At 64.1% G+C, this 25,792-nt stretch carries 32 protein-coding genes and 1 pseudogene; 13 read left to right on the top strand and 20 right to left on the bottom strand.

Going from position 1 to position 25,792, the window contains the following annotated elements:
- Together ACLFKU_RS38290 and ACLFKU_RS38285 are read right to left on the bottom strand one after the other, a co-directional pair.
- Positions 1-553, bottom strand: a 553-nt coding sequence (locus tag ACLFKU_RS38290; RefSeq protein ID WP_410852653.1) for a protein kinase domain-containing protein, incomplete at its 3' end; no start/stop codon positions are given.
- Between the two features lie 143 nt (positions 554-696).
- Positions 697-1,062 carry a hypothetical protein gene (locus tag ACLFKU_RS38285; protein WP_410852652.1) on the bottom strand — a complete coding sequence of 122 codons (366 nt, stop codon included), beginning with the start codon at positions 1,060-1,062 and terminating at the stop codon, positions 697-699.
- 406 nt (positions 1,063-1,468) lie between these two features.
- On the opposite strand from ACLFKU_RS38285, the pseudogene ACLFKU_RS38280 reads away from it, so the two are divergent.
- A pseudogene (locus tag ACLFKU_RS38280) lies at positions 1,469-1,827 on the top strand (response regulator transcription factor).
- Between the two features lie 19 nt (positions 1,828-1,846).
- Here ACLFKU_RS38280 and ACLFKU_RS38275 read toward each other — a convergent pair.
- Positions 1,847-1,951, bottom strand: a complete 105-nt coding sequence (locus ACLFKU_RS38275; RefSeq protein ID WP_410852655.1) for a zinc-binding dehydrogenase — start codon at positions 1,949-1,951, stop codon at positions 1,847-1,849.
- Between the two features lie 204 nt (positions 1,952-2,155).
- Positions 2,156-2,980, bottom strand: coding sequence for a response regulator (locus ACLFKU_RS38270; RefSeq protein WP_368581221.1), 825 nt, complete (start codon positions 2,978-2,980; stop codon positions 2,156-2,158).
- Positions 2,981-3,288: 308 nt separating this feature from the next.
- On the opposite strand from ACLFKU_RS38270, the gene ACLFKU_RS38265 reads away from it, so the two are divergent.
- Both ACLFKU_RS38265 and ACLFKU_RS38260 read left to right on the top strand, forming a co-directional pair.
- A complete protein-coding gene (locus ACLFKU_RS38265) occupies positions 3,289-4,305 on the top strand; it encodes a sensor histidine kinase (RefSeq protein ID WP_410852651.1) in 1,017 nt (338 codons plus the stop codon).
- Positions 4,306-4,456: 151 nt separating this feature from the next.
- Positions 4,457-5,827, top strand: coding sequence for an APC family permease (locus tag ACLFKU_RS38260; protein ID WP_410852650.1), 1,371 nt, complete (start codon positions 4,457-4,459; stop codon positions 5,825-5,827).
- Here ACLFKU_RS38260 and ACLFKU_RS38255 read toward each other — a convergent pair.
- Complete coding sequence (locus tag ACLFKU_RS38255; RefSeq protein WP_410852649.1) at positions 5,824-6,006, bottom strand: helix-turn-helix transcriptional regulator; 183 nt, start codon at positions 6,004-6,006, stop codon at positions 5,824-5,826. The genes ACLFKU_RS38260 and ACLFKU_RS38255 overlap by 4 nt on opposite strands.
- Positions 6,007-6,119: 113 nt before the next feature.
- Between ACLFKU_RS38255 and ACLFKU_RS38250 the strand changes: the two genes are divergently transcribed.
- A complete protein-coding gene (locus tag ACLFKU_RS38250) occupies positions 6,120-7,163 on the top strand; it encodes a helix-turn-helix transcriptional regulator (protein WP_410852654.1) in 1,044 nt (347 codons plus the stop codon).
- A gap of 130 nt (positions 7,164-7,293) precedes the next feature.
- Here ACLFKU_RS38250 and ACLFKU_RS38245 read toward each other — a convergent pair whose 3' ends face one another.
- Complete coding sequence (locus tag ACLFKU_RS38245; RefSeq protein ID WP_410852648.1) at positions 7,294-7,668, bottom strand: DUF3564 domain-containing protein; 375 nt, start codon at positions 7,666-7,668, stop codon at positions 7,294-7,296.
- Between the two features lie 263 nt (positions 7,669-7,931).
- Between ACLFKU_RS38245 and ACLFKU_RS38240 the strand changes: the two genes are divergently transcribed.
- From ACLFKU_RS38240 to ACLFKU_RS38230, 3 genes are all read left to right on the top strand, one after another.
- Positions 7,932-8,918 (top strand): zinc-dependent alcohol dehydrogenase family protein, encoded by a 987-nt coding sequence (locus ACLFKU_RS38240; RefSeq protein WP_368581227.1) that lies wholly within the window; start codon positions 7,932-7,934, stop codon positions 8,916-8,918.
- A 126-nt stretch (positions 8,919-9,044) separates the two neighbouring features.
- Positions 9,045-10,046: a universal stress protein gene (locus ACLFKU_RS38235; protein WP_410852647.1), complete on the top strand. Its 1,002-nt coding sequence runs from the start codon at positions 9,045-9,047 to the stop codon at positions 10,044-10,046.
- A 50-nt stretch (positions 10,047-10,096) separates the two neighbouring features.
- On the top strand, positions 10,097-10,567 hold the full coding sequence (locus ACLFKU_RS38230) for a universal stress protein (protein ID WP_368581229.1): 471 nt from the start codon (positions 10,097-10,099) through the stop codon (positions 10,565-10,567).
- Between the two features lie 33 nt (positions 10,568-10,600).
- Here the strand turns inward: ACLFKU_RS38230 and ACLFKU_RS38225 are convergent, their stop codons facing one another.
- The 3 genes from ACLFKU_RS38225 to ACLFKU_RS38215 all read right to left on the bottom strand — a co-directional run bounded on the left by ACLFKU_RS38225 (position 10,601) and on the right by ACLFKU_RS38215 (position 13,030).
- Complete coding sequence (locus ACLFKU_RS38225) at positions 10,601-11,701, bottom strand: PAS domain S-box protein (RefSeq protein WP_410852646.1); 1,101 nt, start codon at positions 11,699-11,701, stop codon at positions 10,601-10,603.
- Between the two features lie 122 nt (positions 11,702-11,823).
- Entirely contained in the window at positions 11,824-12,606 is a 783-nt protein-coding gene (fnr, locus tag ACLFKU_RS38220; protein WP_368581231.1) for a fumarate/nitrate reduction transcriptional regulator Fnr, read from the bottom strand.
- A gap of 16 nt (positions 12,607-12,622) precedes the next feature.
- Positions 12,623-13,030, bottom strand: a complete 408-nt coding sequence (locus ACLFKU_RS38215; protein WP_368581232.1) for a response regulator — start codon at positions 13,028-13,030, stop codon at positions 12,623-12,625.
- A 248-nt stretch (positions 13,031-13,278) separates the two neighbouring features.
- On the opposite strand from ACLFKU_RS38215, the gene ACLFKU_RS38210 reads away from it, so the two are divergent.
- Positions 13,279-13,740: a universal stress protein gene (locus ACLFKU_RS38210; protein ID WP_368581233.1), complete on the top strand. Its 462-nt coding sequence runs from the start codon at positions 13,279-13,281 to the stop codon at positions 13,738-13,740.
- An 84-nt stretch (positions 13,741-13,824) separates the two neighbouring features.
- Here ACLFKU_RS38210 and ACLFKU_RS38205 read toward each other — a convergent pair whose 3' ends face one another.
- Both ACLFKU_RS38205 and ACLFKU_RS38200 read right to left on the bottom strand, forming a co-directional pair.
- The gene (locus tag ACLFKU_RS38205) at positions 13,825-14,292 is read right to left on the bottom strand and encodes a universal stress protein (protein WP_410852645.1); all 468 of its coding nucleotides are present in this window, start codon (positions 14,290-14,292) and stop codon (positions 13,825-13,827) included.
- Positions 14,293-14,314: 22 nt separating this feature from the next.
- Complete coding sequence (locus ACLFKU_RS38200) at positions 14,315-15,154, bottom strand: universal stress protein (protein ID WP_410852644.1); 840 nt, start codon at positions 15,152-15,154, stop codon at positions 14,315-14,317.
- Between the two features lie 199 nt (positions 15,155-15,353).
- Between ACLFKU_RS38200 and ACLFKU_RS38195 the strand changes: the two genes are divergently transcribed.
- From ACLFKU_RS38195 to ACLFKU_RS38185, 3 genes are all read left to right on the top strand, one after another.
- The gene (locus ACLFKU_RS38195) at positions 15,354-15,704 is read left to right on the top strand and encodes a polyketide synthase (RefSeq protein ID WP_410852643.1); all 351 of its coding nucleotides are present in this window, start codon (positions 15,354-15,356) and stop codon (positions 15,702-15,704) included.
- Between the two features lie 64 nt (positions 15,705-15,768).
- Positions 15,769-16,515 carry an acetoacetyl-CoA reductase gene (gene phbB, locus ACLFKU_RS38190; RefSeq protein ID WP_410852642.1) on the top strand — a complete coding sequence of 249 codons (747 nt, stop codon included), beginning with the start codon at positions 15,769-15,771 and terminating at the stop codon, positions 16,513-16,515.
- Between the two features lie 135 nt (positions 16,516-16,650).
- Positions 16,651-16,965, top strand: a complete 315-nt coding sequence (locus tag ACLFKU_RS38185) for a hypothetical protein (protein WP_410852641.1) — start codon at positions 16,651-16,653, stop codon at positions 16,963-16,965.
- Positions 16,966-17,018: 53 nt separating this feature from the next.
- Here the strand turns inward: ACLFKU_RS38185 and phaZ are convergent, their stop codons facing one another.
- The gene (gene phaZ / locus ACLFKU_RS38180; RefSeq protein ID WP_410852640.1) at positions 17,019-18,317 is read right to left on the bottom strand and encodes a polyhydroxyalkanoate depolymerase; all 1,299 of its coding nucleotides are present in this window, start codon (positions 18,315-18,317) and stop codon (positions 17,019-17,021) included.
- Positions 18,318-18,676: 359 nt separating this feature from the next.
- Between phaZ and ACLFKU_RS38175 the strand changes: the two genes are divergently transcribed.
- Complete coding sequence (locus tag ACLFKU_RS38175; protein WP_368581240.1) at positions 18,677-18,916, top strand: hypothetical protein; 240 nt, start codon at positions 18,677-18,679, stop codon at positions 18,914-18,916.
- Positions 18,917-18,956: 40 nt separating this feature from the next.
- On the opposite strand, the gene ACLFKU_RS38170 is transcribed toward ACLFKU_RS38175, so the two are convergent.
- The 6 genes from ACLFKU_RS38170 to ACLFKU_RS38145 form a co-directional block, all read right to left on the bottom strand.
- Positions 18,957-19,955: a transketolase family protein gene (locus ACLFKU_RS38170; protein ID WP_368581241.1), complete on the bottom strand. Its 999-nt coding sequence runs from the start codon at positions 19,953-19,955 to the stop codon at positions 18,957-18,959.
- Entirely contained in the window at positions 19,952-20,797 is an 846-nt protein-coding gene (locus ACLFKU_RS38165) for a transketolase (RefSeq protein WP_410852639.1), read from the bottom strand. Before ACLFKU_RS38165 ends, ACLFKU_RS38170 begins: the two co-directional genes overlap by 4 nt.
- A gap of 32 nt (positions 20,798-20,829) precedes the next feature.
- Entirely contained in the window at positions 20,830-22,155 is a 1,326-nt protein-coding gene (locus ACLFKU_RS38160; protein WP_410852638.1) for an MFS transporter, read from the bottom strand.
- Between the two features lie 110 nt (positions 22,156-22,265).
- Positions 22,266-23,015 (bottom strand): SDR family NAD(P)-dependent oxidoreductase, encoded by a 750-nt coding sequence (locus tag ACLFKU_RS38155; protein WP_410852637.1) that lies wholly within the window; start codon positions 23,013-23,015, stop codon positions 22,266-22,268.
- Positions 23,016-23,179: 164 nt separating this feature from the next.
- Positions 23,180-24,073 carry a LysR substrate-binding domain-containing protein gene (locus tag ACLFKU_RS38150; protein WP_410852636.1) on the bottom strand — a complete coding sequence of 298 codons (894 nt, stop codon included), beginning with the start codon at positions 24,071-24,073 and terminating at the stop codon, positions 23,180-23,182.
- Positions 24,074-24,075: 2 nt separating this feature from the next.
- Positions 24,076-24,315: a hypothetical protein gene (locus ACLFKU_RS38145; protein WP_410852635.1), complete on the bottom strand. Its 240-nt coding sequence runs from the start codon at positions 24,313-24,315 to the stop codon at positions 24,076-24,078.
- A gap of 10 nt (positions 24,316-24,325) precedes the next feature.
- On the opposite strand from ACLFKU_RS38145, the gene ACLFKU_RS38140 reads away from it, so the two are divergent.
- The gene (locus ACLFKU_RS38140; RefSeq protein WP_410852634.1) at positions 24,326-24,511 is read left to right on the top strand and encodes an amidohydrolase family protein; all 186 of its coding nucleotides are present in this window, start codon (positions 24,326-24,328) and stop codon (positions 24,509-24,511) included.
- Between the two features lie 45 nt (positions 24,512-24,556).
- Here the strand turns inward: ACLFKU_RS38140 and ACLFKU_RS38135 are convergent, their stop codons facing one another.
- A complete protein-coding gene (locus tag ACLFKU_RS38135; RefSeq protein ID WP_368581245.1) occupies positions 24,557-24,853 on the bottom strand; it encodes a hypothetical protein in 297 nt (98 codons plus the stop codon).
- 98 nt (positions 24,854-24,951) lie between these two features.
- Positions 24,952-25,458, bottom strand: a complete 507-nt coding sequence (locus ACLFKU_RS38130) for a PRC-barrel domain-containing protein (RefSeq protein ID WP_368581246.1) — start codon at positions 25,456-25,458, stop codon at positions 24,952-24,954.
- Between the last annotated feature and the right edge of the window lie 334 nt (positions 25,459-25,792).

The following is a 25,792-nucleotide window of genomic DNA, read 5'->3' as shown; positions in this document are numbered from 1 at the left end:
TGCGCGAATCGATCGAGCGGTTCATCCGGCCGGTCTGCTCGGGCGCCATGTAGGCAAGTGTTCCGGCGATGGTTTCGGGTGGCTCGGGCGCCTGGCGCTCGCGTGGCAGGCGCGAGGCCAGGCCGAAGCCTGTGAGCCGCGCCTGTTCGTCGGCGCAATGCACGAGGATATGCGCGGGCTTCAGATCCTTGTGGATCAGGCCGCGCTGGTGAAGCTTGCCGAGCGCGGCGGCAATGCCAATGGCGAGTTCCAGGAAATAGCCAATCTCCATGGGTGCGCCGAGCAGACGCGCGAGCGGCTCGCCGCCTGGGTCCTCGAATGCCAGCGACGCATGTCCGCCTTCGCGCACCAGCCTTAGCGGCCGTACCGCCCACGCACTGTCAAGCTCGTCCTTCAGCCCGAACTCGTGGGCAAGCCGATCGAGGCTGGCGGGCATCGGCTGGTCAGCGGCAAGCCGCACGAACAGCTCACTCTGACCGGCCACCACCGAGGACGGTCCTCTCCACAAGACACGCTCGCCATCGTCCCACAAGACAGTTGTTTTTTTATGCATCGCCGCTGCAACGAAAATTGTTGCGCAAGGATACACTTTCTTCGATGCGACGCTATTGGTGATGTCGGCAGTTCGCCTGCAACTTGTAGCGCCACCCTAGGCACCGCCTCGAAAATCGCTGTCGTCGAAGTACCCGGCCGATCCTAAGGGTCGATGGGATGCGATGAGAAGACCGCCACCCGAACGAACATCGAAAATTTGAGCAGCACGTCAATCGTCAGAATCGAAAAAAAGAAGGGCGCCTTGCTGGCCATATCCGGCAGAGACAGCCCGACTGCGATAGCGCTGACGACGCATAGATATGAGAGTAAACGGGCGGCATATCGACGCTGCATAAACGGTCCCGCGATTAGCGCCATCCATGTCGCCTTTGCAAGCAATACCGCGGCGATGTCTTCCTGTGAATCAGAGAAGACCATTGCCAACGATGTTTCGCTCAAACAGAAAAATGCAAGAAGTGAAAGCAGCACACGGTCGAACCGTGTCAGCGGAGCGACCTGAACGAGCATTGCGCACTACTCCTTGCCGGGAAGAACCAAACGAGTCAGTGATGCGCGAGCAACGGCCGCCTCGATGAGATTTCATGGCCCAAATTTACCGGCAGCGGTCAACTCAAACCATCGTGCTTTCGCATGTCTGTCGTCAATCTAACTGCGTACGGGACTGTTCTTTGGTATAGGTATCCGTCTCGGCGAAACCTGAATTGCCTAAATCTACGGATGCCCTGCCTGGAGTCTGATCACGGCCGCACCGTCCTGCCCGCGCGCGCTTTGACGCCGTGTGCGGCGCGCTTGCACTCTTCTTGCCGGAATTTATTGTTCGAAAGATACCAAGGTATCGTAGATCGGCAGATCGCGTTCGTGCATCCTTTGGCAGCGGTGTAGCGGTCTCAACGAGTTTTAATGGCGGGCAATCATGCGGGTAACGTTGGTTGATGATGACGATTCAGTGCGGGAGGCGCTTCCCGAACTGGTGCGGGTATTTGGATATGCTGTGAGCGTGTTCTCATCGGCAGAAAGCTTTCTTGCTTCTGGAGTCGTCGATCAAACCGATTGTCTTCTCCTCGATGTCAGCATGCCGGGTATGGGCGGGCTCGCGCTTTTCGCGAGTTGAAACGACTCGGTAAAGGCGTGCCGGTCGTCTTCATTACCGCTCGCCAAGATGGGGCCGTGCGCAATAACCTGATAGCGCAGGGCGCGTACGATTGTCTGTTCAAGCCCTTCAGCGCTTCTGTACTTCTCGCCACGCTCAAGGGTGCGCTTGGTGAGAGCTGAAAGCACATGCGAAGCGGCGCTAGGGAATCAGCAGCAGCTTGCTCGTCGTGCTGCGGCTCTCCATGTCCTCGTGTGCTTTGGCCGCTTGCTCGAGCGGATAAACACCTCCGATCCTGACGTCGATGGCGCCCGCAATGCATCAGGGCCGCCCGGGTCCTCCATTACGATGGCTTTCATATTCGAGGCTTCCATGTCAGCAGGTTTCGTTGGCCGAGCGGGTGAATCGCCGTTGCGTGGAGTCATTAGAGGCCTCGCACGTATCGGGCTTGTTTCCGCGTGCGGGTGATAGGTAGGCCGTTGTATCCTCCGGCGCGGTCGGTACGCATCGCTACAAAAATCGTGCGACACCAAAGAAACTTCGCTGCTGTCGGAGCGCTTCGCTCTTAACCTGCGCCCCTGCGTACTGAACGGTTTCGCGAGTTTCACGATGAAGCGTGACCGGCGCCGAAAAGATGTAGCCCTCGTTGCGCAGCGTCTTGATGTAGCGGGCAGCGCGTGCGGTGTCATTCAATTTTTGCCGGAGCCGGCTTACCAGCAGATCGATCGAGCGGTCGAATGGATCGGCGTTGCGGCGCTGCGTCAGGTTGAGCAACTGATCGCGCGTCAGCACGCGTTGCGCATGGTCGAGAAACACGCGCAGTAGTCGGTATTCGGCGCCGCTGAGCGTCACGACGTTGCCATTGGATTCGAGCAGATGACGCGCGGTAGTGTCGAGGCGCCACTCTCCGAAGCCGAGAACGGCTGTGTCGTCCACTGGCTGCACGTCCGGCGGCAGCATGCGCGTGCGGCGCAATACCGCCCTTATCCGTGCGAGAAGCTCGCGGGCCTGGAACGGCTTTGACATATAGTCGTCCGCGCCCATTTCGAGCCCGATGATGCGGTCGGTGACGTCGCTGTTCGCCGTCAGCATCAGAACGGGCACCGCACGATGGCGGTTCTCACGCAACGTGCGATAAAGCGCGAGGCCGTCTTCTCCGGGCAGAATCAGATCGAGCAGAATCAGGTCGGGTGCCTGCTTGCCGATAATCTCGTGCATTTCCCGTCCATTGGCCGCGCCCGAAACGCGCATGCCGTTTCGTTCGAGATAATCGGCAACCAGCTCGCGTATGCCGCGGTCGTCGTCGACAACCAGGATGTGATCGGGCTTTTCCATGACCTGTGATAAGCGCGTGCAGATGCGTTTTAAATACCGCTGCGAGAAGATTAACCAGAACGAAGCGGTAGAACCATTCCATTGAGGACTGGGTAGGGAGATGTTTAAGGATGGGTTTCATATACGTCCGTATAGGCTCGTGACGGGTGACGTTGGCGTGAACCTATGTAGGTTGAACCCATACGTTCATATGCTGGTGGACGCCCTTGGTGGGCACTATCCTGACGATGCCGAGCGAGGCATGGTGCTGGCTGTCTGTCAATGCGCGTGCGGCAGTGGTACGAAGCGGCCAGTACAGGAGAACGGATATGAGCGCGCACTCGATCGACGCACCCAACACCTTTGGCGTATGCATGAGCACGTCCGCGTGGCTGTCCTTTGCCGCGTGGTCGCGTGCATTGTGGGTGCTGTTCGCGGCCGCCTGCGCTTACGCTCCATTTGCTACGCATGAGGCGAGCTGGGAAATGCTTGTGCGCGTCGGTCCGCCAGTCATGCTGCCTGCCGTTCTCGCGGCGGCCCTTGCGGCTCTGAAAGTCGTGGAGCTGCGCGTGTGCGTTCAGCGCATGACGGCGGAGATCGCGCGGAACCCTGGCGACGCAACGGAGTACGTCTTACCCGAAGGGATGGGACCGCCGGCCATCGCCCGTCTCGCTCGCGCTTTCAATGTATGTACGCGCTATCGCGCTCGCCGGCAGGCGGAGTTGCTCCATGTGCTCGCCGCCTATGCGCACGATCTGCGCACGCCGCTCACGCGCATGTGCATGCGCTCCGAACCTGTGGAGGACCGTGCGGTGCGCGACGCGCTCGCCCGCGATCTGGCTGAGATGGCCGAATTGATGGAGGGCAGTCTCTCCTGCGCGCGCATGCAATGCAGTGCACTGGAGCCCATGCGTTCCGTCGATGCGGACGCCCTGCTTGGCGCGCTGATCGCCGACTATCGCGACGCCGGACGCGCCATCGCACTCGAGGGGCGCGTAGGGCGTCCCGTGATGACGTGTCCTCATGCGTTGCGCCGCGTGCTAGCGAACCTCGTGGACAACGCATTGCGCTATGGCGTGGATGTCCGTCTCAGTGTGAGTGTGGACGCGCAGCGCCTCGTGCTCGCCGTCGTCGATTCCGGGCCGGGCATCGCTCCAGCCCTTCTGGAGACGGTGTTCGCTCCGTGGTACCGCGCGCCCGAAACGGCGGCTTCGACGCACGGCTGCGGCCTCGGGCTCGCCATCGCGCGACGCCTGACGCTCGCCATGCACGGCGAACTCGAACTCGAAAATCGCTGCTCTGGCGGTCTGGAGGCCCGTGTGACGCTGCCATTGACGACCGCCTGACGCGCCGGGTGCTGCCCAGGAGAACCTTCCGTTGTGCCTCCAGCCGATTCGCGCGTGGCGACGGTACGGCCAACTGACGCTCCGTTCGCTCGCGGCCGACTCGCAGATGCCCCCTGCGCATGGGGTGTTTCGCCTTCGCGCGACATCTAGCATGAATACGACCGTGCTAGTCACCGCAATCGAACTGGACTTGCATCGAGTCACAGCACAGGAAACAGCGAAGGAGAAAGAAGTGCCAGAATTGCGTCGGCAGATTTCGCTGTTCGGCGGCACGGCGCTGGCTGTCGGGATGGTCGTCGGCTCCGGCGTGTTTGGTCTTCCGGGCCTTGCGCTGCAGCTCGGCTCACCGCAAATCGCGGCATTCGGATGGTTGGCCTGCGCGATCGCCTGCCTTCCGCTGCTTTGGGTGTTTGCAATCCTTGGCACGCGCTACGCTTCCGCCGCGGGCATTTCGCGTTACGCCGAAGCCGCGCTCGGGCGGCGTGCCGAATCTGCCGTCACGGCCGTTCTATGCGGCACGTTCCCGCTTACCGTGCCGGCCCAATCGATGATCGGGGCAAGCTATGCGCTCGTTGCCTTTGGCCTCGGCAAGAGTGCTCATGTGCCCATCTGCATCTCGATCTTGCTGGTCGCCATTACGTTCAACCTGGTCGGCATTCGCAAGGCTGCGCTCGTCAATAAGCTCTCGCTCGCATTGATCGTCGCTGCCGTGCTCGCCCTTTGCGTGACGAGGCACGCCGACCTGCGCACCGGTATGCTGTTGTGGACGCGTCCCGACTGGACAGGCGTCAAGCCATCGCAAGTCTGGAGAGTGAGTGCTCTGCTTTTCTGGGCATTTGTAGGCTGGGAGAACGTCTCGTTCGGTCTCGAGGAGTTCCAGCAGCCGCAGCGAACGATCAAGCTCGTTTATCTGGCTAGCTTTCTCGTCGTAGTGGTGTTGTATTCCCTGCTGGCAGGCACCGTAAACGGTGCGTCAAGTAACCAGTCGTCGGTGAACGCGGCGGAAGGGATTGCCCATCTCGTTCCCTTGCGCTGGCAGTCTGCATTCGCGCTGGTGACAGTCGTGATTATTCAGGCGACAGCCAATGCGTGGGTCTTCGCTGCCAGTCGTCTTTTCTATGCCGCCAGCAGGAACCGCCTGCTGCCCGGAGTGTTTGCGCACCTGGACGCGCAAGGAACGCCTCGCAACGCAGTACTGTTGGTGGCGGCAAGCTTTGCGGCCGTACTGGCAGGGGTGACGGCATTTCATATCCAGATCTCGGATCTATTGATCGTTGCTAACCAGAATTTTCTGGTGCTCTACCTGGTATGTATCTTCGCTTGCTGGAAGATCGAACGCGGAGCACAGCGATGGCTTCTGACACCGCTCGCATTTCTGTCCTGTGGTTTCCTGATGGCGGATTCGAACTACAAGATCCTCTATCCGATAGCACTACTCGTGCTCGGCATGCTGAGTCAGCGCGTGCGCGAAAAACGCCCGCTTGCCGGTCTGGCGGAGACGGCCTTGCCGCCGCGACTCTAGCGGCCATCGGCAGATTCGAAAGCTTGCAGGCTGCTGCGCAGGATCAGCGCGACGAGCTCGGCCTGTCTATGTGTGCAGGTCTTGCCCAATATCTGTTTCAGGTATCCCCGCGCTGTGCCTAAGGCGATTGCGAGCTTCGTCGCCGCCTCTTCGACGCAGTAGCCGTTGGCAAGCAACACTGCAAGTTGCGCCTCGCGGCGCGTGAGCTGGAACGTTTCAACGAGTACGTCCGCATCGACGTTCGGCGCACGATCGGCCTCCGTCAGGAACAGAGCTTGGATCTGATCCGCACATCGTCATTCCGCACGTCGTCGAAACGCTTCGTACGCTGGTCGGCGCGGACTGGGGCATGTTCTTCTACGCGGACGCGCAGTATGCGCTTAGCGACATGTACAGCCAGAACGAGGCCATCTACGCAATGATGCCGCTCTACATGTCCGAAGTGCACAATACGGAAATGCAGGTTGACGCGATGGGGGTTAGCTTTTCGACTGCGATGCGGCGCGGACGAGGATACGAAAACTCGGCACGCCACGACGGGGTATTGCTCAACAGCACGATGTATAACGAGCTCTACCGCCCTATGCACATCCGGCACAGCCTGGAACTGACGGCCTTCGATGGGAAGCGCGGGTGGGGCAGCGTGACGCTCAAGAGAATGCCCGGCGGCCGGCCGTTTTCCGAACGGGACCTCGCCGACATTCGACCTTTGTCGGCACATATCGCGCATGCGCTCACGTCGCCCAAGGGCCGGCATCCCGATCACACGGAAGATGGCCGCTCGTCGGTTATCGTGGCCGACGACACGGGCAAGATCATGTTGCAGAACGACGACGGCATGCGGATGCTTGCGCTCGCAGGCGGAGAGTCGGTCAGCCACGCGCAACACACACGGCTCCCGGGTTGGCTAGCGCCGCTACTCGCCAATTTCAACGGAATCTGGCGAGGCTGCGCCGCAGCGCCACCTGTCCTCGAACGGTTCAACGCCGCCGGTCGATTTACGTTCAGAGCGTATCGCTTCGACCACGCAGCAGTGAACGCGGACCACGCATGTATCGCTATCTACACCGAGCATTTCCCTCCGCTCGCGTTCGAAATCGAGACGCGGGGATTTCAGCTTGGCTTGAGCGAACGGCAGCGGCAACTCTGCATTTACCTGTTGCTCCGACGCTCGCATGGGGATATTGCGCAACTGATGGGTATTCGCGAAAGCACTGTGATCGACCACGTGCGAAAAATCTACGCGAAACTCGATGTTCACAACCTGACGCAGCTCCAGGCCTCTTTTCGTCACGTCCAGAGTGGTACGGCGGTGGTGCCGTCGCCCCATTGCTGATCGAGCGGCAGTCGCGTGAAACAGGCCCACGGCGTGCGGACGAAGCACAAAGCGTGCGCTGGCCGCACGCGCTCGAGATCAGCGACGGCAGTCGTGGCGATCGCCTCCTCGGCGGTTACGACGCGCCCATTCACGCGTTTTCGTCGGTTGCGAAGACGCTGTTTTCCGGTTCCGTCTGTTCGACGTCGATGCATTGCACGCGCCAGTGACCGCTGATCAGGCTGCTGCCGCCGTCCGCGCACCACTGCACGCGGCCGATCTCGCCTTCGAACGGCCCGTCGAGCTGGTTGAGATCGAGCCCCTCGAGCACGCAGACCGGCGCCGTGCCATGCGGCGCGCACACCAGCGTATTGCCGCAATCCACATGCAACGCGCCCCATTCGGGCAAGTCGAGCGCGAAATGACCTTCGCGCGACCATTGCCGCGTGTCCTTGTCGAGCCAGAGAATGGCGAAGGCCATCGGGTTGACACGATCGAACGTGTCAAGATGAACGGTCAAACGCATGATAAGTCTCCACAATATAAATGACTGGTTCGTATTGGCCAGGTACCCGTTGCCCGAGCGTGTGCGCGTCCTGCGCCTATCAGGAATAAGATCAGTGTACGGACGGCGAAACGGCCCTTATTGACCTCGATCAAATGGTTCAGGGCAGCGGCCGATCGCGCGACACAATGGCGCGCCTATGCTGATCTGATGAAAACGGCGCGCACCTCGCGGTCTGCATGACGTCAGCGGGCCGCCGCCGAAGCGTCAGAAGGAGAAACCCGATGCGAGCGATGGTGTTCGACGGCAGTTCGGCGACGCTGACCGAGCGGGAAGTGCCGGATCCGCGGCCCGGCGCCGGCGAGATCCTGATCGACGTTCATGCCTGCGGCGTGTGCCGCACGGACCTGCATCTGGTCGATCGCGAACTCGAGCATCCGAAACGGCCGGTGATTCCAGGCCACGAAATCGTCGGCGTGGTGGCCGAATTGGGCGCGGGCGTCAGCGGTTTCAAGGTGGGCGAGCGGGTCGGCGTGCCGTGGGTCGGGCGCACCTGCGGGCACTGCCGCTACTGCCTGTCCGCCCGCGAAAATCTCTGCGAAGACGCTGGCTTCACCGGCTACACGATCGACGGCGGCTATGCCGAGCGCACGGTCGCCGATAGCCGCTATTGCTTTCATCTGCCGCCGCACTACGGCGATATCGAGGCCGCGCCGCTGCTGTGCGCGGGTCTGATCGGCTACCGCACGTTGAGCATGGCGGGCGACGCCGAACGGATCGGCATCTACGGTTTCGGCGCGGCCGCGCATCTCGTCGCGCAGGTCGCGCGTCACCAGCAGCGCACCGTCTATGCGTTCACGCGTCCCGGCGATCACGCGGCCCAGCAACTCGCGCTGCGCCTTGGCGCGGCATGGGCGGGCGGCAGCGACGAGGCGCCGCCCAGCGAACTCGACGCCGCGCTGCTGTTCGCGCCGGTCGGCGCACTGGTGCCGCTGGCGCTGCAGGCGGTCGCGAAGGGCGGCGTGGTGGTGTGCGGCGGCATTCATATGAGCGACATCCCGTCGTTCCCGTACGCGTTTCTGTGGGGCGAGCGGCGCGTCGTATCGGTCGCCAATCTGACCCGCGACGATGGGCTTGCGTTCATGCGCAGCGCCGCGGAGACCCGGCTAGCGATCGAGACGACCACCTACCCGTTGCGCGACGCGAACCGCGCGCTCGACGATCTGCGCCACGGCAAGCTGACCGGCGCGGCCGTGCTCGCGATCCGCTGATGATTTGCTGACGGGCCATGGTCGCTTGATACAGATCAAGCCGCCCGCCGCGCCGGCGTTCATTATGTAAGCGCGCACCGTTGGGGCCCCGTCACGGGCCGAGGCGCGACGATCCGAGGAAAGCCGATGAACACTGCCGCCGAGCGCAACTCCTTTCACCGCGTGATGATCGCGTCCGCGGGCGGCGCCGGACTGGCGCTCGCCACGCGCATCGCCCAGCAGTTCGTCGCCGCGGACGCGCGCTTTCGTCTCGTCAATATCGTTTGCAATCCGGCCGCGCTTTATCCGACGCTGATGCTCAGCTATCCGGACTGGTGCGAGACGCATCGCGCGATGCTGCACGGTGCGCAGGCTGCGCTGCGCGACGCGGTGATCGCGTTGCACGGCGTCGTCGCGGCGACCGACGCCGAAATCGTCGATCTGACCGCGCTGCATCAGGGCGCGGCCGAAGCGCTCGCTCATACGGCGGCGCAATGGGATGCGGATCTGGTCGCGGTGGCCGCGCATTCGCGCGAACATCGCTGGGGTGGCCGTATCGATCCGGAGGAATTGGTCGCGTCGATCGGACGTCCGGTGCTGTATATGCCGGCGAGGTCGACCGACGCGAGCGATGCCGCGGTGGTGAGCCGCGTGCTGGTCGCGATCGATGGCAGCGACACCGCGCTCGACGCGCTGCGCACCGCGCTCGCGGTCGCGCCGCCCGACTCGTGCATCAAGGTCGTCTACGCGGCCGACGACCGCTTTGCGTGGTGCGAATGGCTGCCGTTCGAAGTCGTGTTGCAGCAGCGAATCGATGTATTGCGGCGCGGTGCGGCGATGCTCGAACAGAGCCGGCGCGCGGCGGAAACCGCGTTGCTCGAGTTCAACGACGATTCCGGCGATGCGTCGACCGCGATTCTCGACGAAGCGCAACGCTGGCACGCGGACCTGATCGTGATGGGTTCGCACGGCATGCGCGGCATGCCGCATCCATTGCCGGGACACGTGACGTCGCGCACGCTGCGTGACGCGGCTTGTCCCGTGCTCGTGTGTCCGCGCGATGCGCCGTCGTTGCGGGCGGATGCGGTGCTGCGTGGCCAGTGGCGGGAGCCGCATCCGGGCAGTGCGGGCGGGCCTTTTTATCTGTAGCAGGGGCGCGCCACGCGCGTTGACAAATCCAACCTCAGTGGAGAATCGGCATGTACCAACATATCCTCGTCGCGCTAGACGGCAGCACTTTCTCGAAACGCGCGCTGAAAGAAGCGGTGAATCTCGCCGCGTTGACGAAGGCCGTCGTGCATCCGGTTTATGTAGTCGACAAGACGCCGATCTTTTCCTATGCCGGCTATTACGACCCGCTCGCGCTAGTCGAAGCATTGCGCCAGGACGGCCACTCGGTGCTCGAGGAGGCCGAGCAGGCCTGCGCCGCCGCCGATGTGCGTTGCCGGCCCGCGATGATCGAGTCGGAGAGCCTGTCCGACGACGTCGCCACGATCGTGTTGCGCCACGGCGAGCAGGTCCACGCTGATCTGCTCGTGCTCGGCACGCATGGGCGGCGCGGCGTGCGGCGCCTCGTGATCGGCAGCGTGGCGGAGCGGGTGCTGCGTTTCTCGACCTGTCCGGTGTTGCTGATGCGCGAGCAGATCGGCGAGGAAGCGCCCGAGGAGTAATCCCCGGTAGCGGCGCGCGGCGGCGTGTGAGCACTACACGAGCGCGTCGGCTGGTAGCTGGATCGAGATCCTGAAACCGTGGCCGGGCGAGCTGGTGAACGACACGTTGCCGCGCAACTGCCGCACCCGTTCGCGGATGCCAAGCAGCCCGAATGAAGTTGTTCCCTGCGACTGATCCAGCGCGACACCCACGCCGTCATCGTCGATATCGAGCGATACGGTCGGGCCCGCGCAGATCATGTCGATGCGTACGCGCCTCGCCTTGGCGTGCCGCGCGACGTTCGTCAACGCCTCCTGAACGATGCGAAACAGCGCCGTTGCCGCGAATTCGCCGCATACCGGCTCGGCCGGTTCGAGATGCACGCTCGAGCGCACGTTGTAGCGTTTCGTGAAGTCTTCGGCCAACCAGTCGAGCGCGGCGGCGAGTCCGAGGTCGTCGAGCAGCGGAGGGCGCAGATCGGCGGCGATGCGCCGCAGCGAAGCGGCCATCCAGTCGATCTGCTTTTGCAGCTCATGCGTTTGCGCCGCAAGCGGCTCGGTGTCGGCTTGCTGATTCAGCTTCGCTTCGAGCAGCGCGACGCTCATTTTCAGCGCCGTCAGCCGTTGGCCGAGATCGTCGTGCAGTTCGCGTGCAATACGTTTCTGCTCGTTTTCACGGGCGATCTGCGTGTGCGTGGATACCTGACTCGCGCGTTCGAGTTCCGCGAGACGCATACGCTCGGTCAGATCGCGGGTGACCTTGGCAAAGCCGAGCAGCGCGCCCGACGCATCGTGCACGGCGGAAACGACCACGTTGGCCCAGAAACGCGAACCGTCGCGACGCACACGCCACCCTTCGTCCTCGGCGCGGCCGACGGTTGCGGCGGTTTCCAGTTCGCGAGCGGGCTTGCCGGCCGCGATGTCTTCCGGGGTATAGAACTTCGAGAAATGCTGGCCGACGATTTCTTCGGGCGTGTAGCCCTTGATGCGCTGTGCGCCGGGATTCCAGCTGGTTACGCGGCCGGCGGGGTCGAGCATGAAGATCGCGTAGTCCTGTACCGCTTCGACCAACATGAAATAGCGATCCTCGACGGACACGTCCGACCCGGACGCAACACTGGTGAAGCAGGAAGACTCGCCGCTCGATAGACCCATCGCTCCTCCGGGCGGCCACGCAAGGTCGCGTACCGCAACGCACTGAGTTATATCAGTTCAGGAGCGCCGGTTCCACCCGGCATGTCCCGCGAACGAACGTGAGGCGAGCGCCGCGCCGACGCTCAAACCCGAGCCAGTCGTTCCGGGTCTTCGATGCGGATCGTTTTGCCGTTCGCCTTGACGAGGCGTTCGCGCTGGAACTTCGAGAACATCCGGCTCACCGTTTCGAGCTTCATGCCCAGAAAGCAGCCGATTTCCTCGCGCGTCATGCGCAGATGAAACTCCGCGGCCGAAAAGCCGCGCGCCTTGAAGCGCTTCGACAGATTCAGCAGGAACGTCGCGACGCGCTGCTCGGCGGTCATCGTCCCGAGCAGCATCATCTGGCTCGATTCGCGCACGATCTCGCCGCTCATCATCTGATAGATGTGATGCTGCATCGGTTTGATCTCGCGACAGATCGCCTCTAGCTGCGCGAACGGAATGATGCACACGACGCTATCTTCGAGCGCGATCGCATCGCAATTCTGCTTGCCCTCGCCGATGCCGTCGAGGCCAAGCGAGTCGCCCGCAATCTGGAAGCCGGTCACATGCTCGCGGCCGTCGCGATGCATGACCACGGTTTTGAATGAGCCGGCGCGTATCGCGTAGATGCTTTGAAACTCGTCGCCCGCGCGATACAGCGCGTCGCCGCGTTTGATCGAGCGCGTCGAGCAGATCAACGCGTCGAGCCGGCTCAGTTCGTCCGGCGTCAGCTCGGGCGGCATGCAGATCGCGCGCATCGCGCAGGTGGAGCAGCGCGTGACGGCGTGGCGTGCCGCCGCGGTGCTGGGCGCGACGTGGATCGGTACGACGTGCGAGGTGCGAGGCGCGTCGTGGCGGGGTTCACGGACTGCGGCAACTTGCATGATCGGCTCCTGGCGGTCAGACCCGATGCGCACGGCGCGCATAGGCAATCGCTTCGATGGCGCGGCAGGCGAGCTCGAACTCCGAGGTCTTGTCGAAGAAGAAGTCGGCGCCCGCCGCTTCGCACGCGCGGCGAAACGCCGTCGCGTCATGATTGGTCAGCACGATGCTGACGATGGACGGCCGCGCCCGCGACAGCGCAGCGAGCAGCAGCAGGTCGGTCTTGCCCGAGAAACACGGGTCCAGCACCGCGACATCGGCGCGACTCGCGACGATGTCGTCGAACGCGTGCTCGACGCCCGCGGACTCGCCGGCGATTTCGATGCCGGGAATCAGCGCGATCAGGCAAGCAAGCCGGCGCCGGACCTCGGTCGCATCGTCGACGAGAAAAACTCTCGATAAGGTGGCTGACGGGGGGCTGTCCATACCGACCAGTATTGGCGACCTAACCTTGGAAATATATCGGCGGCGCTTTAAGCGGTGCTAGGAGTTCAGGCAGTGGTTGTAGGAATATTCCTAGTGGCTTGCTGGCGATGCCGTCCAGCGGCGGCGACGCCGAGCGGCGGCCCGTTGACCTGCGTCAAGCCGCGTGGCGGCGCGCGCTTCACACTGTCGGTGCAAACGCGCGACGGCGCCACTTCGGGTCATGCCAGCGCTTTCACAGGGAGTCCGACATGTATGCACGAATTCTGGTTGCACTCGACGACAGTCCCAGCGCGCAGCGCGCCTTCGCCGAGGCGCTGAAGCTCGCGAAGCTGACGGGCGCCACGCTCGAAGCCTGCTGCGTGGTGGGGCACGGCAAGTGGTCGAACAATGCCGACGTGGCTTTCGAGCCGGAGCCGGCGAGCGCGGCGCAAGATTTCGCCAGCCGCGCGCTCGATGGGCCGCGCGAGCTGTTGCGCGAGGCGCAGGTGCCGGGCGGCGTGCGGGTGATCGACGCTTACGCTGAAAACGTGTCGGCGGTACTCGCGCGCGTCGCCGACGAAATCCAGGCCGATCTGATCGTGATGGGCACGCATGGCCGCCATGGCGTGCAGCGCTTTCTGCTCGGCAGCGTCGCGGAGTCGCTGGTACGGGCGACCGACATACCGGTGCTGATCGTGCGGCATGACGAACAAGGCCACCCGCGGCCCTGAAGCGCCGCGCCGCGCAGCAGCCAGTTTCTAGCGGCTCAGGTGAGTCCGCTCAGGTGAGTCCGCTGTCGGCGCTCGCGGGGCTGACTAACCGCGCGTCGCGCTGCTCGCCTGGGCGGGAATCATTAGCACCGGGCAACAGGCGCGGCGCAGCACGCGCTCGGCGACGCTGCCGAGCATCAGCCGTTGAAACCCGCGGCGGCCATGCGTGCCCATCACGATCGCGTCGGCGTGCCATTCGCGCGCCGTTTCGACGATCCGATGCGCGACGTCTTCGCCGGTGATCGAGGCTTCGACGGTGCGGGCCGTGCCCGTGACCCCGCGCGCGCTCATCCGGCTCTGGGCGTCGGCCGTGATCCGCTTGCCTTCCTCGATGAACGCGTCCTCGATCGTGGAAGGGTCGAAGCCGGGCGCGTCGTAAGCGATGATGGGTACGTCGATCACGTACAGCGGCATCAGCTCGGCGCCCGATTCGGCGGCGAGGGTCAGCGCGGCGTCGAACGCACGCGAGGCGGTGGCGCTGCCGTCGAGCGCGACGAGTAGGCGGTGAAACATGGCGGCTCCTTAAGCGCGCACTTCAGTGCGACAACAGCACCGGCACGGTCATCGACTCGAGCATCGTGCGAGTCGCGCCGCCCAGCACGACTTCGTGCAGGCGCGAATGTGCGTAGGCGCCCATCACGATCAGGTCGCAGCCGAGGTCGGCCGCCTGCGACAGCAGCGCGTCGCCGACCGGCGTGCGGTCCGCGACGCTCAGCTCGCGCACGTCGATCTTCACGCCGTGACGCGCGACGGTGAGGGCGATGTCGTCGCCCGCAGCCATGCCCTGCGGCGGACGATCGGCGGACGAATGCACCGTCAGCAGCGTCACTTTTGCCGCATGCGCGAGGAACGGCAGCGCGTCGTGGATCGCGCGGGTCGCTTCGCGGCTGCCGTCCCACGCGATCAGCGCGTGGCGGCCCGGCGCCGCGAAGGTGCCGCTCGACGGCACCAGCAACACCGGGCGCCCGGCCGACAGCACGATGTGCTCGACGAACTGTTCGGCGACGAACGCCTCGGGGTCGGCCGGGTCGGTCTGGCCGAGCACGACGAGATCGGCGACCCGCGCATAGGGCGGCACGACGTCGTTCGCGTAGCCGTTCGCGGCGATCCAGTGGCCGTCGACGTTCGCGCGCGCGAGTTCCGCGCGGAACAGCCGCTCCAGCGCGCTGGCACGCTCGCGACGCAGGCGCTCGTGCTCCGCGTAGTAGTCGGCGGTGCCGGCCATCACGAAGAACGCGTGCCGCGGCGGCACGTACGTCGAATACAGGCCGGTCAGCGTCGCATGAAAGCGGTGCGCGAGCTGCAATGCGATCTCGAGGCGCGGATGTGCACGAACGCTCGTATCGAGGTGAACGAGAATGCTTTTGTAGCTCATCGCCAAAGCTCCGTGACAGAACGTGGGAAACGGGCGCAAGCGGGCTTGCGCCCGCTGTCAAATGGAGTCTATGAGCCCGGCGGCCGGGGCGATTGACGCAGATCAAGCGCGGGCCGTCGCGCGCTCGATACGGCGGCAGACGCGATCGACGGTTTGCAACCGCGCCTGGCAATCCTATGCTGTGCTCTGGAGGGCAGCGATGATGGCTTCCGGATTCGACGCGCCGCTCGGGCGCTGCGCTTTACCCCGGACCTCGACGGCGTTCGTACAGCCCGAAGGCTGGTTCGATTACGCGTCGGCGTATCAGACCGTGCAGCGCGCGGCGCGCGAGTACGCGCAGTGGAGCATCGCCGACTGGAGCGAGTCGATCGCCTTCGCCGTGCAGCACGAGGCCGACTGGTTCGACGAGGCCAACCGCGCTTGCTCTGCCTGGTATGCGTGGTGGCTGGCGGCGTGCGGCATCGCGCCGGGCGTCGCGCCGCTCGCGGGCGGCCTGAGCGCGTGGTGGTGGGGCTCGCAGAACGCGCTGCCGTTCGCGGGCGTCGTTTAGCCGCGCGGGCCGGCAAAGCCGGCGCGCGCACCGTCAGTGGCAGACACGGCAAGGAGGAGTTCAGATGGGAACGGATCGCGTGGCATTGGTGACAGGCGGGATGGGCGGTTTGGGCGCGGCGGTCAGCCGGGCGCTTCATGACGCGGGTATGACCGTCGCGGTGACGCACTCGACGCACAACGATCACGTGCCGACATGGCTTGAGCACGAGCGCGACACGGGGCGCGACTTTCACGCATACGAAGCCGACATCGCCGACTTCGATTCCTGCGCGCGCTGCGCGCAACGCGTGCTGACCGACCTGGGCAGGGTCGACGTGCTGATCAACAACGCCGGCATCACGCAGGACACGAGCTTCGCGAAGATGAGCAAGGAGCACTGGGACGCCGTGCTGCGCACCGATCTCGATGGCCTGTTCAACATGACCAAGCCGCTGTTGCCCGGCATGCTCGAGCGGTGCCACGGCCGTATCGTCAACGTGGGGTCGGTCAACGGCTCGCGCGGCGCCTACGGGCAAACCAATTATTCGTCGGCCAAAGCGGGCGTGCACGGATTTACGAAGGCGCTTGCGCTCGAAACCGCGAAGCACGGCGTCACGGTGAACACGGTGTCGCCCGGTTACCTCGCGACCGCGATGGTCGAAGCGGTGCCGCGCGAGATTCTCGATACGAAGATCCTGCCGCAGATTCCGGTCGGCCGGCTCGGACGTCCGGACGAGGTGGCCGCGCTGATCGCGTTTCTGTGCTCCGACGACGCGGCTTTTATCACCGGTGCCGATATTGCGATCAATGGGGGCATGCATATGCATTGAGGGCGAGCGCCTTCACCGCGCTTGACCCACGTCAATGACCGCCTCTGGGGTAAGAACAAGATAAGCCCATAACGAGCGCCTGGACCTGCGTGTATCGGAACCAGGTCCGATCAATGATCGCAACGGGAGGCGAAGATGGGCATTGACATGCAGATCGTCTACCTTGGCTTCGCGGGTGCCGCTCCGCTCGAAGCCGAAGCAGGTGCGCAGCTGGTGCGTCTCGCGCGGTTTGGCGCGCTCGTGTCGCACTGCCATCTCGCCATCGAGGCGTTGCGTCCGGGGTCGTCGCGTCCGCTGTATGACGTGCGGCTCGATCTCGTCACGCCCGCGCGCGAACTCAGGCCCATCGCGCACTGCGCTGACGACGACGCGAAAGCGGCGATCCGCCGCGCGTTCGATGTGGCGGAACTGGCCCTCGAAGCCGCAATCGGCACGGAGCGCGGGAACTGAGCGAGCTTGCGTCGTGACGCGACGCGCGGACTGCCGGCGTTTTCGCGGCTACCTCAAGCCGATCTGCGGTTTGCCGAACTTCTGGCCACGCGGCGCGGCTGGCAAACCTCCGACGCGGCGTGTTCGACATCGCGCCAGAATTCGCAGAGGCCGGGATAAACCGCGTCGCGCCAACGCGGGCCGATGAACAGATCGTAGTGATTGCACTGCTCGATGGTGAGCTGCCGCGCGGTCCGCATCGGCGATGTATCGCACAGCGCATGCGCGCAATGGGTTTGCCCCGCGCCGGTGATCTCGTCGCTGTCGCCCTCGATCGTGCACAGCGGGGTATCGCGCAGCGCGGCGATTCGCACCCGGCGCCCGGCGACCGACCACAGATCGCGCGGCAACAGATGTTCGTGAAACACTACGCGAAGCATGTCGAGGAAGTAGCACTCCGTCATATCGAGGACCGCCGCATACTCGTTTGCCGAGCGCAGCGCCCGCTGCGCACCGGGCATGTCGCCGGCGAGCCATCGGGACCAGTAGTCCGCTTCGAGCCGCAACTGCCGCTCCGGATGCGCGGCAAAAATCGCGGCCTGCTGGATGAATCCCGGATACACGAGACGTCCCGCGCCGCGATAGGGCGGTGGAACGATATCGATCGCATGATCGTGGAACCACTCGAGGGTATGCGAACTCGCGAAGCGGTCGGTGACGGTCGGGTTCAAACGCGTATCGATCGGGCCACCCAGCAGCGAGATGCTCGCAATTGGCGCGGCCTCGTCCATGGCGAGCAGCGCCGCGGCGCCGAGCACGGGCACGCTCGCCTGACAGATCGCGAGCACATGAACCGGCGACCCGAACGCGCGGGCGGTGGCGATGAAGCTATCGAGCGCCTGCACGTAGTCGTCGAGCGATAGCGGGCCCGCCTCGAGCGGTACGTCGCGCGCATCGGCCCAATCGGTCACGAAGACGTCACGTTGTTCCAGCAGTGTCTCTACGGTCTCGCGCAGCATCACCGAGTGATGTCCGGCGAGTGGCGCGCACAACAGCACGGGTGGTTCTGTGTGGGTAAGTGGTGCGGGCAGGTTGCGCTTGAACCTGAGCAGCGCGCCGAGCGGCAACGAGGCGACGACGCTTTCGTCGACGCTCACGCGGCTACCGTCGACGGCAACCGAGTGGATCGCGAATGGCGGTGTTCGCCCGAAAGCGCAGGTGGACCGCAGCAGCCAGTGGCTGAACGCGTCGGTCGCATGATTCGGGCTGAGCCAGCCCGTTTGCGCGCTCTGCATCGACCCCGAATCGGTTAGAACTCCCCCGACCATCGCGCGAGCGAGGCGTTGTTGTGCATCGATAAAGGCGTACCACATGATGAACCCCGGCGTTCGTCGATCATGAGGGCAGCGTTGCCGCGCCGGCACGAACTCGTGGCGCGGGTACGTCGCAAAAGCTTACCGCGAAACCTCGGGGCGATGGGCGCGAAATCGATGCGCGCGCGGTGCATCGCTGCGCCGGTAGCATGTCGCATGCACGGGTCGTTGCGCGTTTTCCCGGCAGGGTTTTCACGCGCTCGCGCGAATCTGAAGCGAAGCTGAAGGCATCGGGCGAGCGATCGGCGTCGAGCGTGACTCACGGTTCGCGTCGACACTTGACCTGGATCAACGAGACTGGCGTTGCACGGCCTTACGCTGACGGTGGCAGCCGCACGCGACAAACCGAGGAGCATCCAATGACCATATCAGCAAACGCGCAGCAAGGAACCTGGTCCGTGAGTGTCCATACGGAGGAGGCGCAAGAAGGCGGATTTCAGGCGACGATCCATGTCAAGCATGTGTCGCCCGAAGGTGACTTCGAACGCACCTTTCAGCAATCGCAGGTGTTCGCCGTGGAAAGAGAAGCGGTACTCGAAGGACTGCGTGAAGGCATGACATGGATCGCGCTGAAGACGACGCGGACCATCGGGGTGTAAAGCCGACGAGGCCCGCGCGGTGGCATGACAATGTGCGTCGTCAACCGAGCCACGTTTTGATCGACGTAGCCATCGCGTTAGTCGAGATGCCATAGCGATCGTGCAGCGTCGGCAGCGCACCGGCAGCGAGGAACTCGTCGGGCAACGCGATTTGCCGGAACGGCGGCGTAACGCCAGCGCTGAGCAGCGTGCGCGCTACGGCTTCGCCGAGCCCGCCGATCACCGTATGGTTCTCAGCGACGATCACCATGCGGCCCGTGCGCTTCGCTTCGCGCAGGATCGTCGCGGTGTCGAGCGGCTTGATGGTCGGCACGTGCAGCACCGCCACGCCGACGTTGTCTGCCTCCAGTGCCTTCGCGACTTCGAGCGAGCGCATCGTCATGATCCCCGACGAGATCAGCAGCACGTCATTGCCGTCGCGCAGCAGCTTCGCCTTGCCCAGTTCGAAGCGATAGCCGTATTCGTCGAGCACCGCGGGCACGTTGCCGCGCAACAGGCGCGCATAGACCGGCCCTTTGTGTGCGGCAATGGCCGGCACCATCTGCTCGATATCGAGCGCGTCGCAGGGATCGATCACCGTCATGTTCGGCATCGCGCGCATCAGCGCGAGATCTTCGGCCGCCTGGTGACTCGGACCGTAGCCGGTCGTCAGGCCCGGCAACGCACAGACGATCTTCACGTCGAGGTTGTCTTCGGCGATCGTTTGATGAATGAAGTCGTACGCGCGGCGCGTTCCGAACACCGCGTAGGTCGTGACGAACGGCTGCGCGCCTTCGTGCGCGAAGCCGGCGGCCGCGCCCATCAGCAGTTGCTCGGCCATGCCCATCTGGTAGTAGCGGTCCGGAAATTCCTTCGCGAAGATATGCAGGTCGGTGTACTTGCCGAGGTCGGCCGTCATGCCGATCACGTTCGCCTTCGTGCGAGCCAGTTCGACCAGCGCATGACCGAACGGCGCGGAACGCGTGACCTGTCCTTCGGCCGCAATCGACGCGATCATCGCCGAGGTCTTCAGGCGCGGTTTATTTGCAACGGTACTCATGCTTGTCTCCCGGCTTCGAGCGCTTCGAGCGCGAGTTGCCATTCGTGTGCATCGACGCGGATGAAGTGATTCTTCTCGCGTGCTTCGAGGAACGGCACGCCGCAGCCCATCTGCGTATCGCAGACGATGATGCGCGGTTGCGGTTTGCCGTGATGCCGCGCGTTATCGAAGGCGCGCTTCACCGCGTCGATGTCGTTGCCGTCCACGCGCTGCGTGTACCAGCCGAACGCTTCGAGCTTGTCGACGAGCGGCTCGAACGCCATGATCTGCGTCGACGGACCATCGGCCTGCTGGTTGTTCACGTCGACGATCGCGATCAGGTTGTCGAGCTTCCAGTGCGCGGCCGACATCAGGCCTTCCCAGACCGCGCCTTCGTCGAGTTCGCCGTCGGAGAACAGCGTGTAGACGAAGGAGTCAGACGCTTTGCGCTTCAAACCGAGGCAGCGGCCGACGGCGATCGTCAGCCCCTGGCCGAGCGACCCGCCCGACATCTCCATGCCCGGCGTGTAGCTCGCCATGCCGGACATCGGCAGGCGGCTGTCGTCGCTGCCGTAGGTTTCGAGTTCATCGGCGGGCAGGATGCCGGCTTCGAACAGCGCCGCGTACAGAGCAATCGCGTAGTGGCCATTCGACAGCAGGAAGCGGTCGCGGCCTTCCCACTCGGGGTCTTCGGCGCGGTAACGCATCGCGCCGAAGTAGGCGACGGCCAGCACGTCGGCGATGTCGAGCGCCTGGCCGACATAGCCTTGGCCCTGTACTTCGCCCATCAGCAACGCGTTGCGGCGGATGCGGTACGCACGCTCGGCGAGCGTGACCGACTCGGTGATGGTGTCAGTGTCCATCGGTAACTCCTGTAGCAGGTCGAGAGAGAGGTTCATCGGTTCACGGATCGCGCGGGCACCAGAAAGACCAGCAAGGCGCCCAGCGTCACCGCGGCGGAAATGAAGATCAGCCCGGCGGTGGACTTGCCGGTGAGATCGTTGAGCCAGCCGACGATCGCCGGAGAGAAGAAGCCCGCCAGATTTGCGAAGCAGTTCACCGCGGCGATACCGGCCGCCGCGGACATGCCGCCGAGCAGCGCGGTCGGCAGCGACCAGAACTGCGACGACGAAGCGAGAATGCCTGCCGACGCAACGCTCAGGCACACGATCGACGCGCCGACGCTGCCAAGCAGCGGCAAGGTCGCGAAGCCAGCGGCGGCGACCAGCATCGGAATCGCCAGGTGAAAGCGACGCTCGCGGCGACGGTCCGCGCTCATGCCGATCAGCGGCAACGCGACGATCGCGCACAGATACGGAATCGCGGTGAACAGGCCGACCCACAACGGATCGGCGACGCCGGCCTTGCGGATGATCGTGGGCAGCCAGAAGGTCAGGCCGTACTGGCCCAGCACCACGCAGAAGTAGATCGCCGCCATCAGCCACAAGCGCCGGTCGCCGATGAAGTCGCGAATCGACACGTGGGTGACCGTGTGTTGCGCATCGTTCGCGACGTTGCGTGTGAGCAGCGTTTTCTCCGCGTCGTTCAACCACTTCGCTTTGGCGATGCCGTCGTCGAGATACAGCAGAATCGCGATGCCGAGCACGAGCGATGGCAGCGCTTCGAGCAGGAACAGCCATTTCCAGCCCGACATCGACAACGCGCCGTGCAGCGAATGCATGATCGCGCCGGACAGCGGTCCACCGATGATGCCCGCGAGCGGAATCGCCATGAAGAACAGCGACAACGCTTTGGCGCGGCGCTCCGCCGGGAACCAGTAGGTCAGGTAAAGGATCACGCCGGGCGCAAAGCCGGCCTCGGCTACGCCGAGCAGAAACCGCAGCACATAGAACGCGGTAGGTGTTCTGACGAACACGAAGCTCGCGGAGATGACGGCCCACGTCAGCATGATTCGCGCAAGCCAGCGGCGGGCGCCGACGCGATGAAGGATGACGTTGCTCGGCACCTCGAACAGGAAGTAGCCGAGAAAGAAGATGCCGGCGCCCATCCCATACACCGTTTCGCTGAATTGCAGATCGTTGAGCATCTGCAGCTTCGCGAAGCCGACGTTCACGCGATCCAGATACGCGCCGAGATAGCACAGCATCAGGAATGGAATCAGCCGCCGGGCGACTTTCGCATAGGTCCGCGCTTCGAACGTGAGTTCGTCGTTTCGCGGTATCACGTCGCCTGCAACGGTCGCGGTGTATTTCGCTTTCATCGATGTCTCCTGTGTGCGCCACGGCAGGCGCTGCTGCGCGTGCCCGCGGCCACGTGCCCCGGATAGTGTTCCGGGTGCGTTGCTTGCGCCGTCTGGCGGCGCGCGGTGTTTCAGTGAATCAGCATGCCGCCGTTGACGTCGAGCGTGATCCCCGTCAGGTAGCTCGACAGGTCGCTCAGCAGAAAAAGGCACGCGTTCGCGACGTCCGCGGCGTCACCGAGCCGGCCGAGCGGAATGCCTTTGATGATGTCCTCGCGCATCGCGGGCGTCAGTTTGTCGCCGGTGATATCCGTATGGATGAGGCCCGGCGTGATGGAGTTCACGCGGATCTGGTTCGCGCCGAATTCACGCGCCATCGCCTTGGCGAGACCGAGCACGCCCGCTTTCGCGGCGCTGTAGTGCGGCCCGCCGAAGATGCCGCCGCCGCGCTGCGCCGAGACCGAGGACATGCAGACGATGCTGCCGCCGTTTTGCTCCTTCATCGCCGGAAGCACCGCTTGCGACATGTACAGCGTGCCGCGCAGATTGACGTCGACGATCGCGTCGAAGTCCTTGCCGCCGATCTCGAGCGTGCGCACCGGCTGCGTGATCCCCGCGTTGTTGACGAGACCGTCGATGCGCCCGAAGCGCTGCAGCGTCTCGCGCGCGGCCGCGATGCAGGCGTCCTTGTCGGTTACGTCGCATGCCAGGCCGAGATGCTTCGCACCGAGATCGGCGGCCGCGCTTTGCGCATCTTCGCGGCGCAGATCGAGGATCACGACGCGTGCGCCTTGCGCGGCCAGCGCGCGGGCCGTGGCCTTGCCGATGCCTCGCGGCGACGCCGCACCCGTCACGATGATGGTCCGGTTCTCGAGCAACATGGTTTGTCTCCTGTGTGTTGACTGGTGCCCAGAGTGTCGGCTCGCGAGGCGCCCGGATCAACGCGGAAACGTTCAGCAATAGCTGAGAAAAATTCAGATGACGGAGGGAGCGCACGCCCGGCGCTATGCCAGGCGTGCAGACGGACGCAAACGAAAGCCCGGATTCAGCCCCGCAAGTCGGCGGCCGCTTCGCGCTCGATCCACGCAAGGAAGCGCTCGACGCGCGGCAGGTCCGCGTTCTGCGTCGGATAGACGAGATGATGGGCACCGACTTCGACCGCGAAGCTGGCGTCGAACACGGGCACGAGCAGGCCTTCGCGTATCTTCACCGATGCGAGCATCATGCTTTCGAGCGCGATGCCGAGCCCGAGCGCCGCGGTTTCGAGCGACATGTACGAGCGGTCGAACGAGAAGTCGAAGGTCTTGTGCGCGGCGGAGACACCGGTCCTGCCGAACCACTGTTTCCACTGCACGAGCGGCGACTCCGAATAAATCAGCCGATGCGACAGCAGGTCTTCCGGCGTCTTCACCGGATGTTGCGCGAGGTACTTCGGCGACGCGAGCGGCGCGATGAACTCGCCGCGCACCGTTTTGACTTCGACATTGGTCCAGTTGCCGTAGCCGTGGCGCACGTCGATGTCGTAGAAGCCATTCGAGAACGACACGTTTTCGTATGAGCAGGCGACGTTCAGCTGGATGTCGTCGTTCGCTTCCTGGAACGACGACAGCCGCGGCAGCAGCCACATCAGGCCGAAGCTCGGGCTCGAATGCACGCGCAGGATCTCGACGTCGGTACGGCTCGACGCGCGTTCGGTCGCGCGGCTCAGGTCCGCGAGCGAACCCGTCACGTCGGCCAGATAACGCTCGCCGGTCGGCGTCAGCACGAGGCCGCGGCCAGAGCGCTGGAACAGCGCCTGCCCGATGATCGATTCGAGGTTGCTCAGTTGATGGCTCACCGCCGACGCGGTCAGGCCAAGTTCGTCGGCCGCGCGGTTCACGCTTTTCGTGCGGGCAACGCTTTCGAACGCGATGATCGCCTTCAGCGGCGGGATGCGCATAGTCAAATTTCTTTCAGTTGCAGTTGCAGTTGGATGGAGCCGCCTTGGTCGCGAGTGATGCGCACTGCCATTCTGTCCGTAAGCCGCACCGATACCGATATGGCGCAGTGCACCACTGCGCAAGAGACAGACTGCCATGCATTATCCGTTTTTCCTTCGCCGTTTTTTGCCTGTTTGATTCGTGCGCCTTCGCCCCAATTTCGCGCCGGCGTCGTTGGGTGCGAAAGCGCTGTCGACAGCATTCGCCCGTACGTGCTGCACGCGATCGAGGCGTTCGGCGTCGAGCGTTGCATCTTCGCGAGCGACTTCCCGGTCGACAAGCTGTTCAGCAGTTACGACGCGGTCTTCAACGCGTTCAAGGCGATTACGAAGGACTTTTCAGCGCGAGGGCAGCGTGCGCTGTTTCATGACAACGCCGAGCGTGTTTATCGGTTTTGATGTGTGTGAGTGGCCGCCCGGCGGCGAGCGTGCGAATGCGGCACTTCAACGCGTCGCCGCTTCGTCTTCCGTCTCGCTCGCCTCGTGCGTCGAATTCGTTGCCGGTGCTTGCTGATTCACGTCGTCGACGACCTCTGGTTGCTTGCGCTCCAGCAAACCGACGACCGGGTTCGCGCCCTGCCGCCGCCCGGTACGCCCCGCATACGCGCAACAAGCGCCGACCACGAATGCGCCCAGCGCGGGCAGCGGAAGCGCAAGGCTGAGAAATACCGAACCCGTGCCGATTGCCACCCACGCGACGAAGGATATGTTCTTTCGATTGATTAGTGCGCGTCGGATCATCGACGTTTCTCCTTTGCCGCGCGCCACGCCTCGTGTGCTCGTCGCAAGACGGCGGGCGCGCTTGAGATAGCGGTGCTGGAGCGCCGGAACGAGGGCCTTCAGATCCCGGTGGTCGGATCGATACGTACGGCGGGATCGCTTTCGACGACACCGCGCGTGGCTTCCCAGTACGGTTCGCGATGATAGAACTGGTGCACCGACGCGCCCCATGCGCGATCGGCCATCGCCGGCCAGTGGTCCTTGTCGAAGCCCGGCGAGCTTTTCACCTGCTCGGCCGTGGCGTCCAGGCGGAAGCACTTGCGGTTCGTGTCGAGCGTCAGCGCGCGCCACGGAATTGCGTGCAAGGTGCCGCCGATGCCGAGAATCGCGCCCTCCGTCAGCACCGCATACGCGATGCGGCCGCTGCGCACGTCCAGCATGATGTCGGAAATCTTGCCGAGGTCCTGGCCATCGGAAGACATTACCTTGTTGCCGTCGAGCGTGGCGGCGGCCATAACCTCGGGTCCGGGACCATCGCCAACGCCACCGCCGGCGATGCGTGCGCCGGCGGCCGGCTGTGCGGGAGTCGAGGGGGCGTTCGGGTCGAGAGGATCGGGCAGGTCCATGTCGAAACTCCTGATTTCCACGGAATATCTGCACTCCGCAAGGCGCGTACCTGATGCAAGATTCGACGACTAGAATAAAACCATGCCGTGTCGAGACGGCTGCGCTGCGCCCGGAGAGGGGGAGCGATCATGCGTTGTGGAATCGTTGGTCTATGCACTGGCGTGGCGGGCGTATTTGCGCTGTGTGGCTGCGTCTATTACGGTCCCTATTCGAATGTAAGGGACTTCCCCGTCCCGAGGCTGCGGCGGAAGCCGCGGTTCGGCATCAAAGTGCCATGATGAGGTCTGAGCCTTCATCAATACCCACAGGAGGGGAAATCCATGCCCATTGTTA

Source organism: Paraburkholderia sp. EG304 (assembly GCF_046543485.1).
GTDB classification, from domain to species: Bacteria; Pseudomonadota; Gammaproteobacteria; order Burkholderiales; family Burkholderiaceae; genus Paraburkholderia; species Paraburkholderia youngii.
The sequence above is the reverse complement of the archived record's forward strand: the minus strand, read 5'-3'. Positions and strand labels throughout refer to the sequence as shown.

What these genes read in the sequence shown, in the direction of transcription:
- ACLFKU_RS38285 (WP_410852652.1), bottom strand. Translation starts at nt 1,062, where the DNA reads ATGCTCGTTCAGGTCGCTCCGCTGACACGGTTCGACCGTGTGCTGCTT.
- ACLFKU_RS38270 (WP_368581221.1), bottom strand. Translation starts at nt 2,980, where the DNA reads ATGGAAAAGCCCGATCACATCCTGGTTGTCGACGACGACCGCGGCATA.
- ACLFKU_RS38265 (WP_410852651.1), top strand. Translation starts at nt 3,289, where the DNA reads ATGAGCGCGCACTCGATCGACGCACCCAACACCTTTGGCGTATGCATG.
- ACLFKU_RS38260 (WP_410852650.1), top strand. Translation starts at nt 4,457, where the DNA reads ATGAATACGACCGTGCTAGTCACCGCAATCGAACTGGACTTGCATCGA.
- ACLFKU_RS38245 (WP_410852648.1), bottom strand. Translation starts at nt 7,668, where the DNA reads ATGCGTTTGACCGTTCATCTTGACACGTTCGATCGTGTCAACCCGATG.
- ACLFKU_RS38240 (WP_368581227.1), top strand. Translation starts at nt 7,932, where the DNA reads ATGCGAGCGATGGTGTTCGACGGCAGTTCGGCGACGCTGACCGAGCGG.
- ACLFKU_RS38235 (WP_410852647.1), top strand. Translation starts at nt 9,045, where the DNA reads ATGAACACTGCCGCCGAGCGCAACTCCTTTCACCGCGTGATGATCGCG.
- ACLFKU_RS38230 (WP_368581229.1), top strand. Translation starts at nt 10,097, where the DNA reads ATGTACCAACATATCCTCGTCGCGCTAGACGGCAGCACTTTCTCGAAA.
- ACLFKU_RS38225 (WP_410852646.1), bottom strand. Translation starts at nt 11,701, where the DNA reads ATGGGTCTATCGAGCGGCGAGTCTTCCTGCTTCACCAGTGTTGCGTCC.
- fnr (WP_368581231.1), bottom strand. Translation starts at nt 12,606, where the DNA reads ATGCAAGTTGCCGCAGTCCGTGAACCCCGCCACGACGCGCCTCGCACC.
- ACLFKU_RS38215 (WP_368581232.1), bottom strand. Translation starts at nt 13,030, where the DNA reads ATGGACAGCCCCCCGTCAGCCACCTTATCGAGAGTTTTTCTCGTCGAC.
- ACLFKU_RS38210 (WP_368581233.1), top strand. Translation starts at nt 13,279, where the DNA reads ATGTATGCACGAATTCTGGTTGCACTCGACGACAGTCCCAGCGCGCAG.
- ACLFKU_RS38205 (WP_410852645.1), bottom strand. Translation starts at nt 14,292, where the DNA reads ATGTTTCACCGCCTACTCGTCGCGCTCGACGGCAGCGCCACCGCCTCG.
- ACLFKU_RS38200 (WP_410852644.1), bottom strand. Translation starts at nt 15,154, where the DNA reads ATGAGCTACAAAAGCATTCTCGTTCACCTCGATACGAGCGTTCGTGCA.
- ACLFKU_RS38195 (WP_410852643.1), top strand. Translation starts at nt 15,354, where the DNA reads ATGATGGCTTCCGGATTCGACGCGCCGCTCGGGCGCTGCGCTTTACCC.
- phbB (WP_410852642.1), top strand. Translation starts at nt 15,769, where the DNA reads ATGGGAACGGATCGCGTGGCATTGGTGACAGGCGGGATGGGCGGTTTG.
- ACLFKU_RS38185 (WP_410852641.1), top strand. Translation starts at nt 16,651, where the DNA reads ATGGGCATTGACATGCAGATCGTCTACCTTGGCTTCGCGGGTGCCGCT.
- phaZ (WP_410852640.1), bottom strand. Translation starts at nt 18,317, where the DNA reads ATGTGGTACGCCTTTATCGATGCACAACAACGCCTCGCTCGCGCGATG.
- ACLFKU_RS38175 (WP_368581240.1), top strand. Translation starts at nt 18,677, where the DNA reads ATGACCATATCAGCAAACGCGCAGCAAGGAACCTGGTCCGTGAGTGTC.
- ACLFKU_RS38170 (WP_368581241.1), bottom strand. Translation starts at nt 19,955, where the DNA reads ATGAGTACCGTTGCAAATAAACCGCGCCTGAAGACCTCGGCGATGATC.
- ACLFKU_RS38165 (WP_410852639.1), bottom strand. Translation starts at nt 20,797, where the DNA reads ATGGACACTGACACCATCACCGAGTCGGTCACGCTCGCCGAGCGTGCG.
- ACLFKU_RS38160 (WP_410852638.1), bottom strand. Translation starts at nt 22,155, where the DNA reads ATGAAAGCGAAATACACCGCGACCGTTGCAGGCGACGTGATACCGCGA.
- ACLFKU_RS38155 (WP_410852637.1), bottom strand. Translation starts at nt 23,015, where the DNA reads ATGTTGCTCGAGAACCGGACCATCATCGTGACGGGTGCGGCGTCGCCG.
- ACLFKU_RS38150 (WP_410852636.1), bottom strand. Translation starts at nt 24,073, where the DNA reads ATGCGCATCCCGCCGCTGAAGGCGATCATCGCGTTCGAAAGCGTTGCC.
- ACLFKU_RS38145 (WP_410852635.1), bottom strand. Translation starts at nt 24,315, where the DNA reads ATGCTGTCGACAGCGCTTTCGCACCCAACGACGCCGGCGCGAAATTGG.
- ACLFKU_RS38135 (WP_368581245.1), bottom strand. Translation starts at nt 24,853, where the DNA reads ATGATCCGACGCGCACTAATCAATCGAAAGAACATATCCTTCGTCGCG.
- ACLFKU_RS38130 (WP_368581246.1), bottom strand. Translation starts at nt 25,458, where the DNA reads ATGGACCTGCCCGATCCTCTCGACCCGAACGCCCCCTCGACTCCCGCA.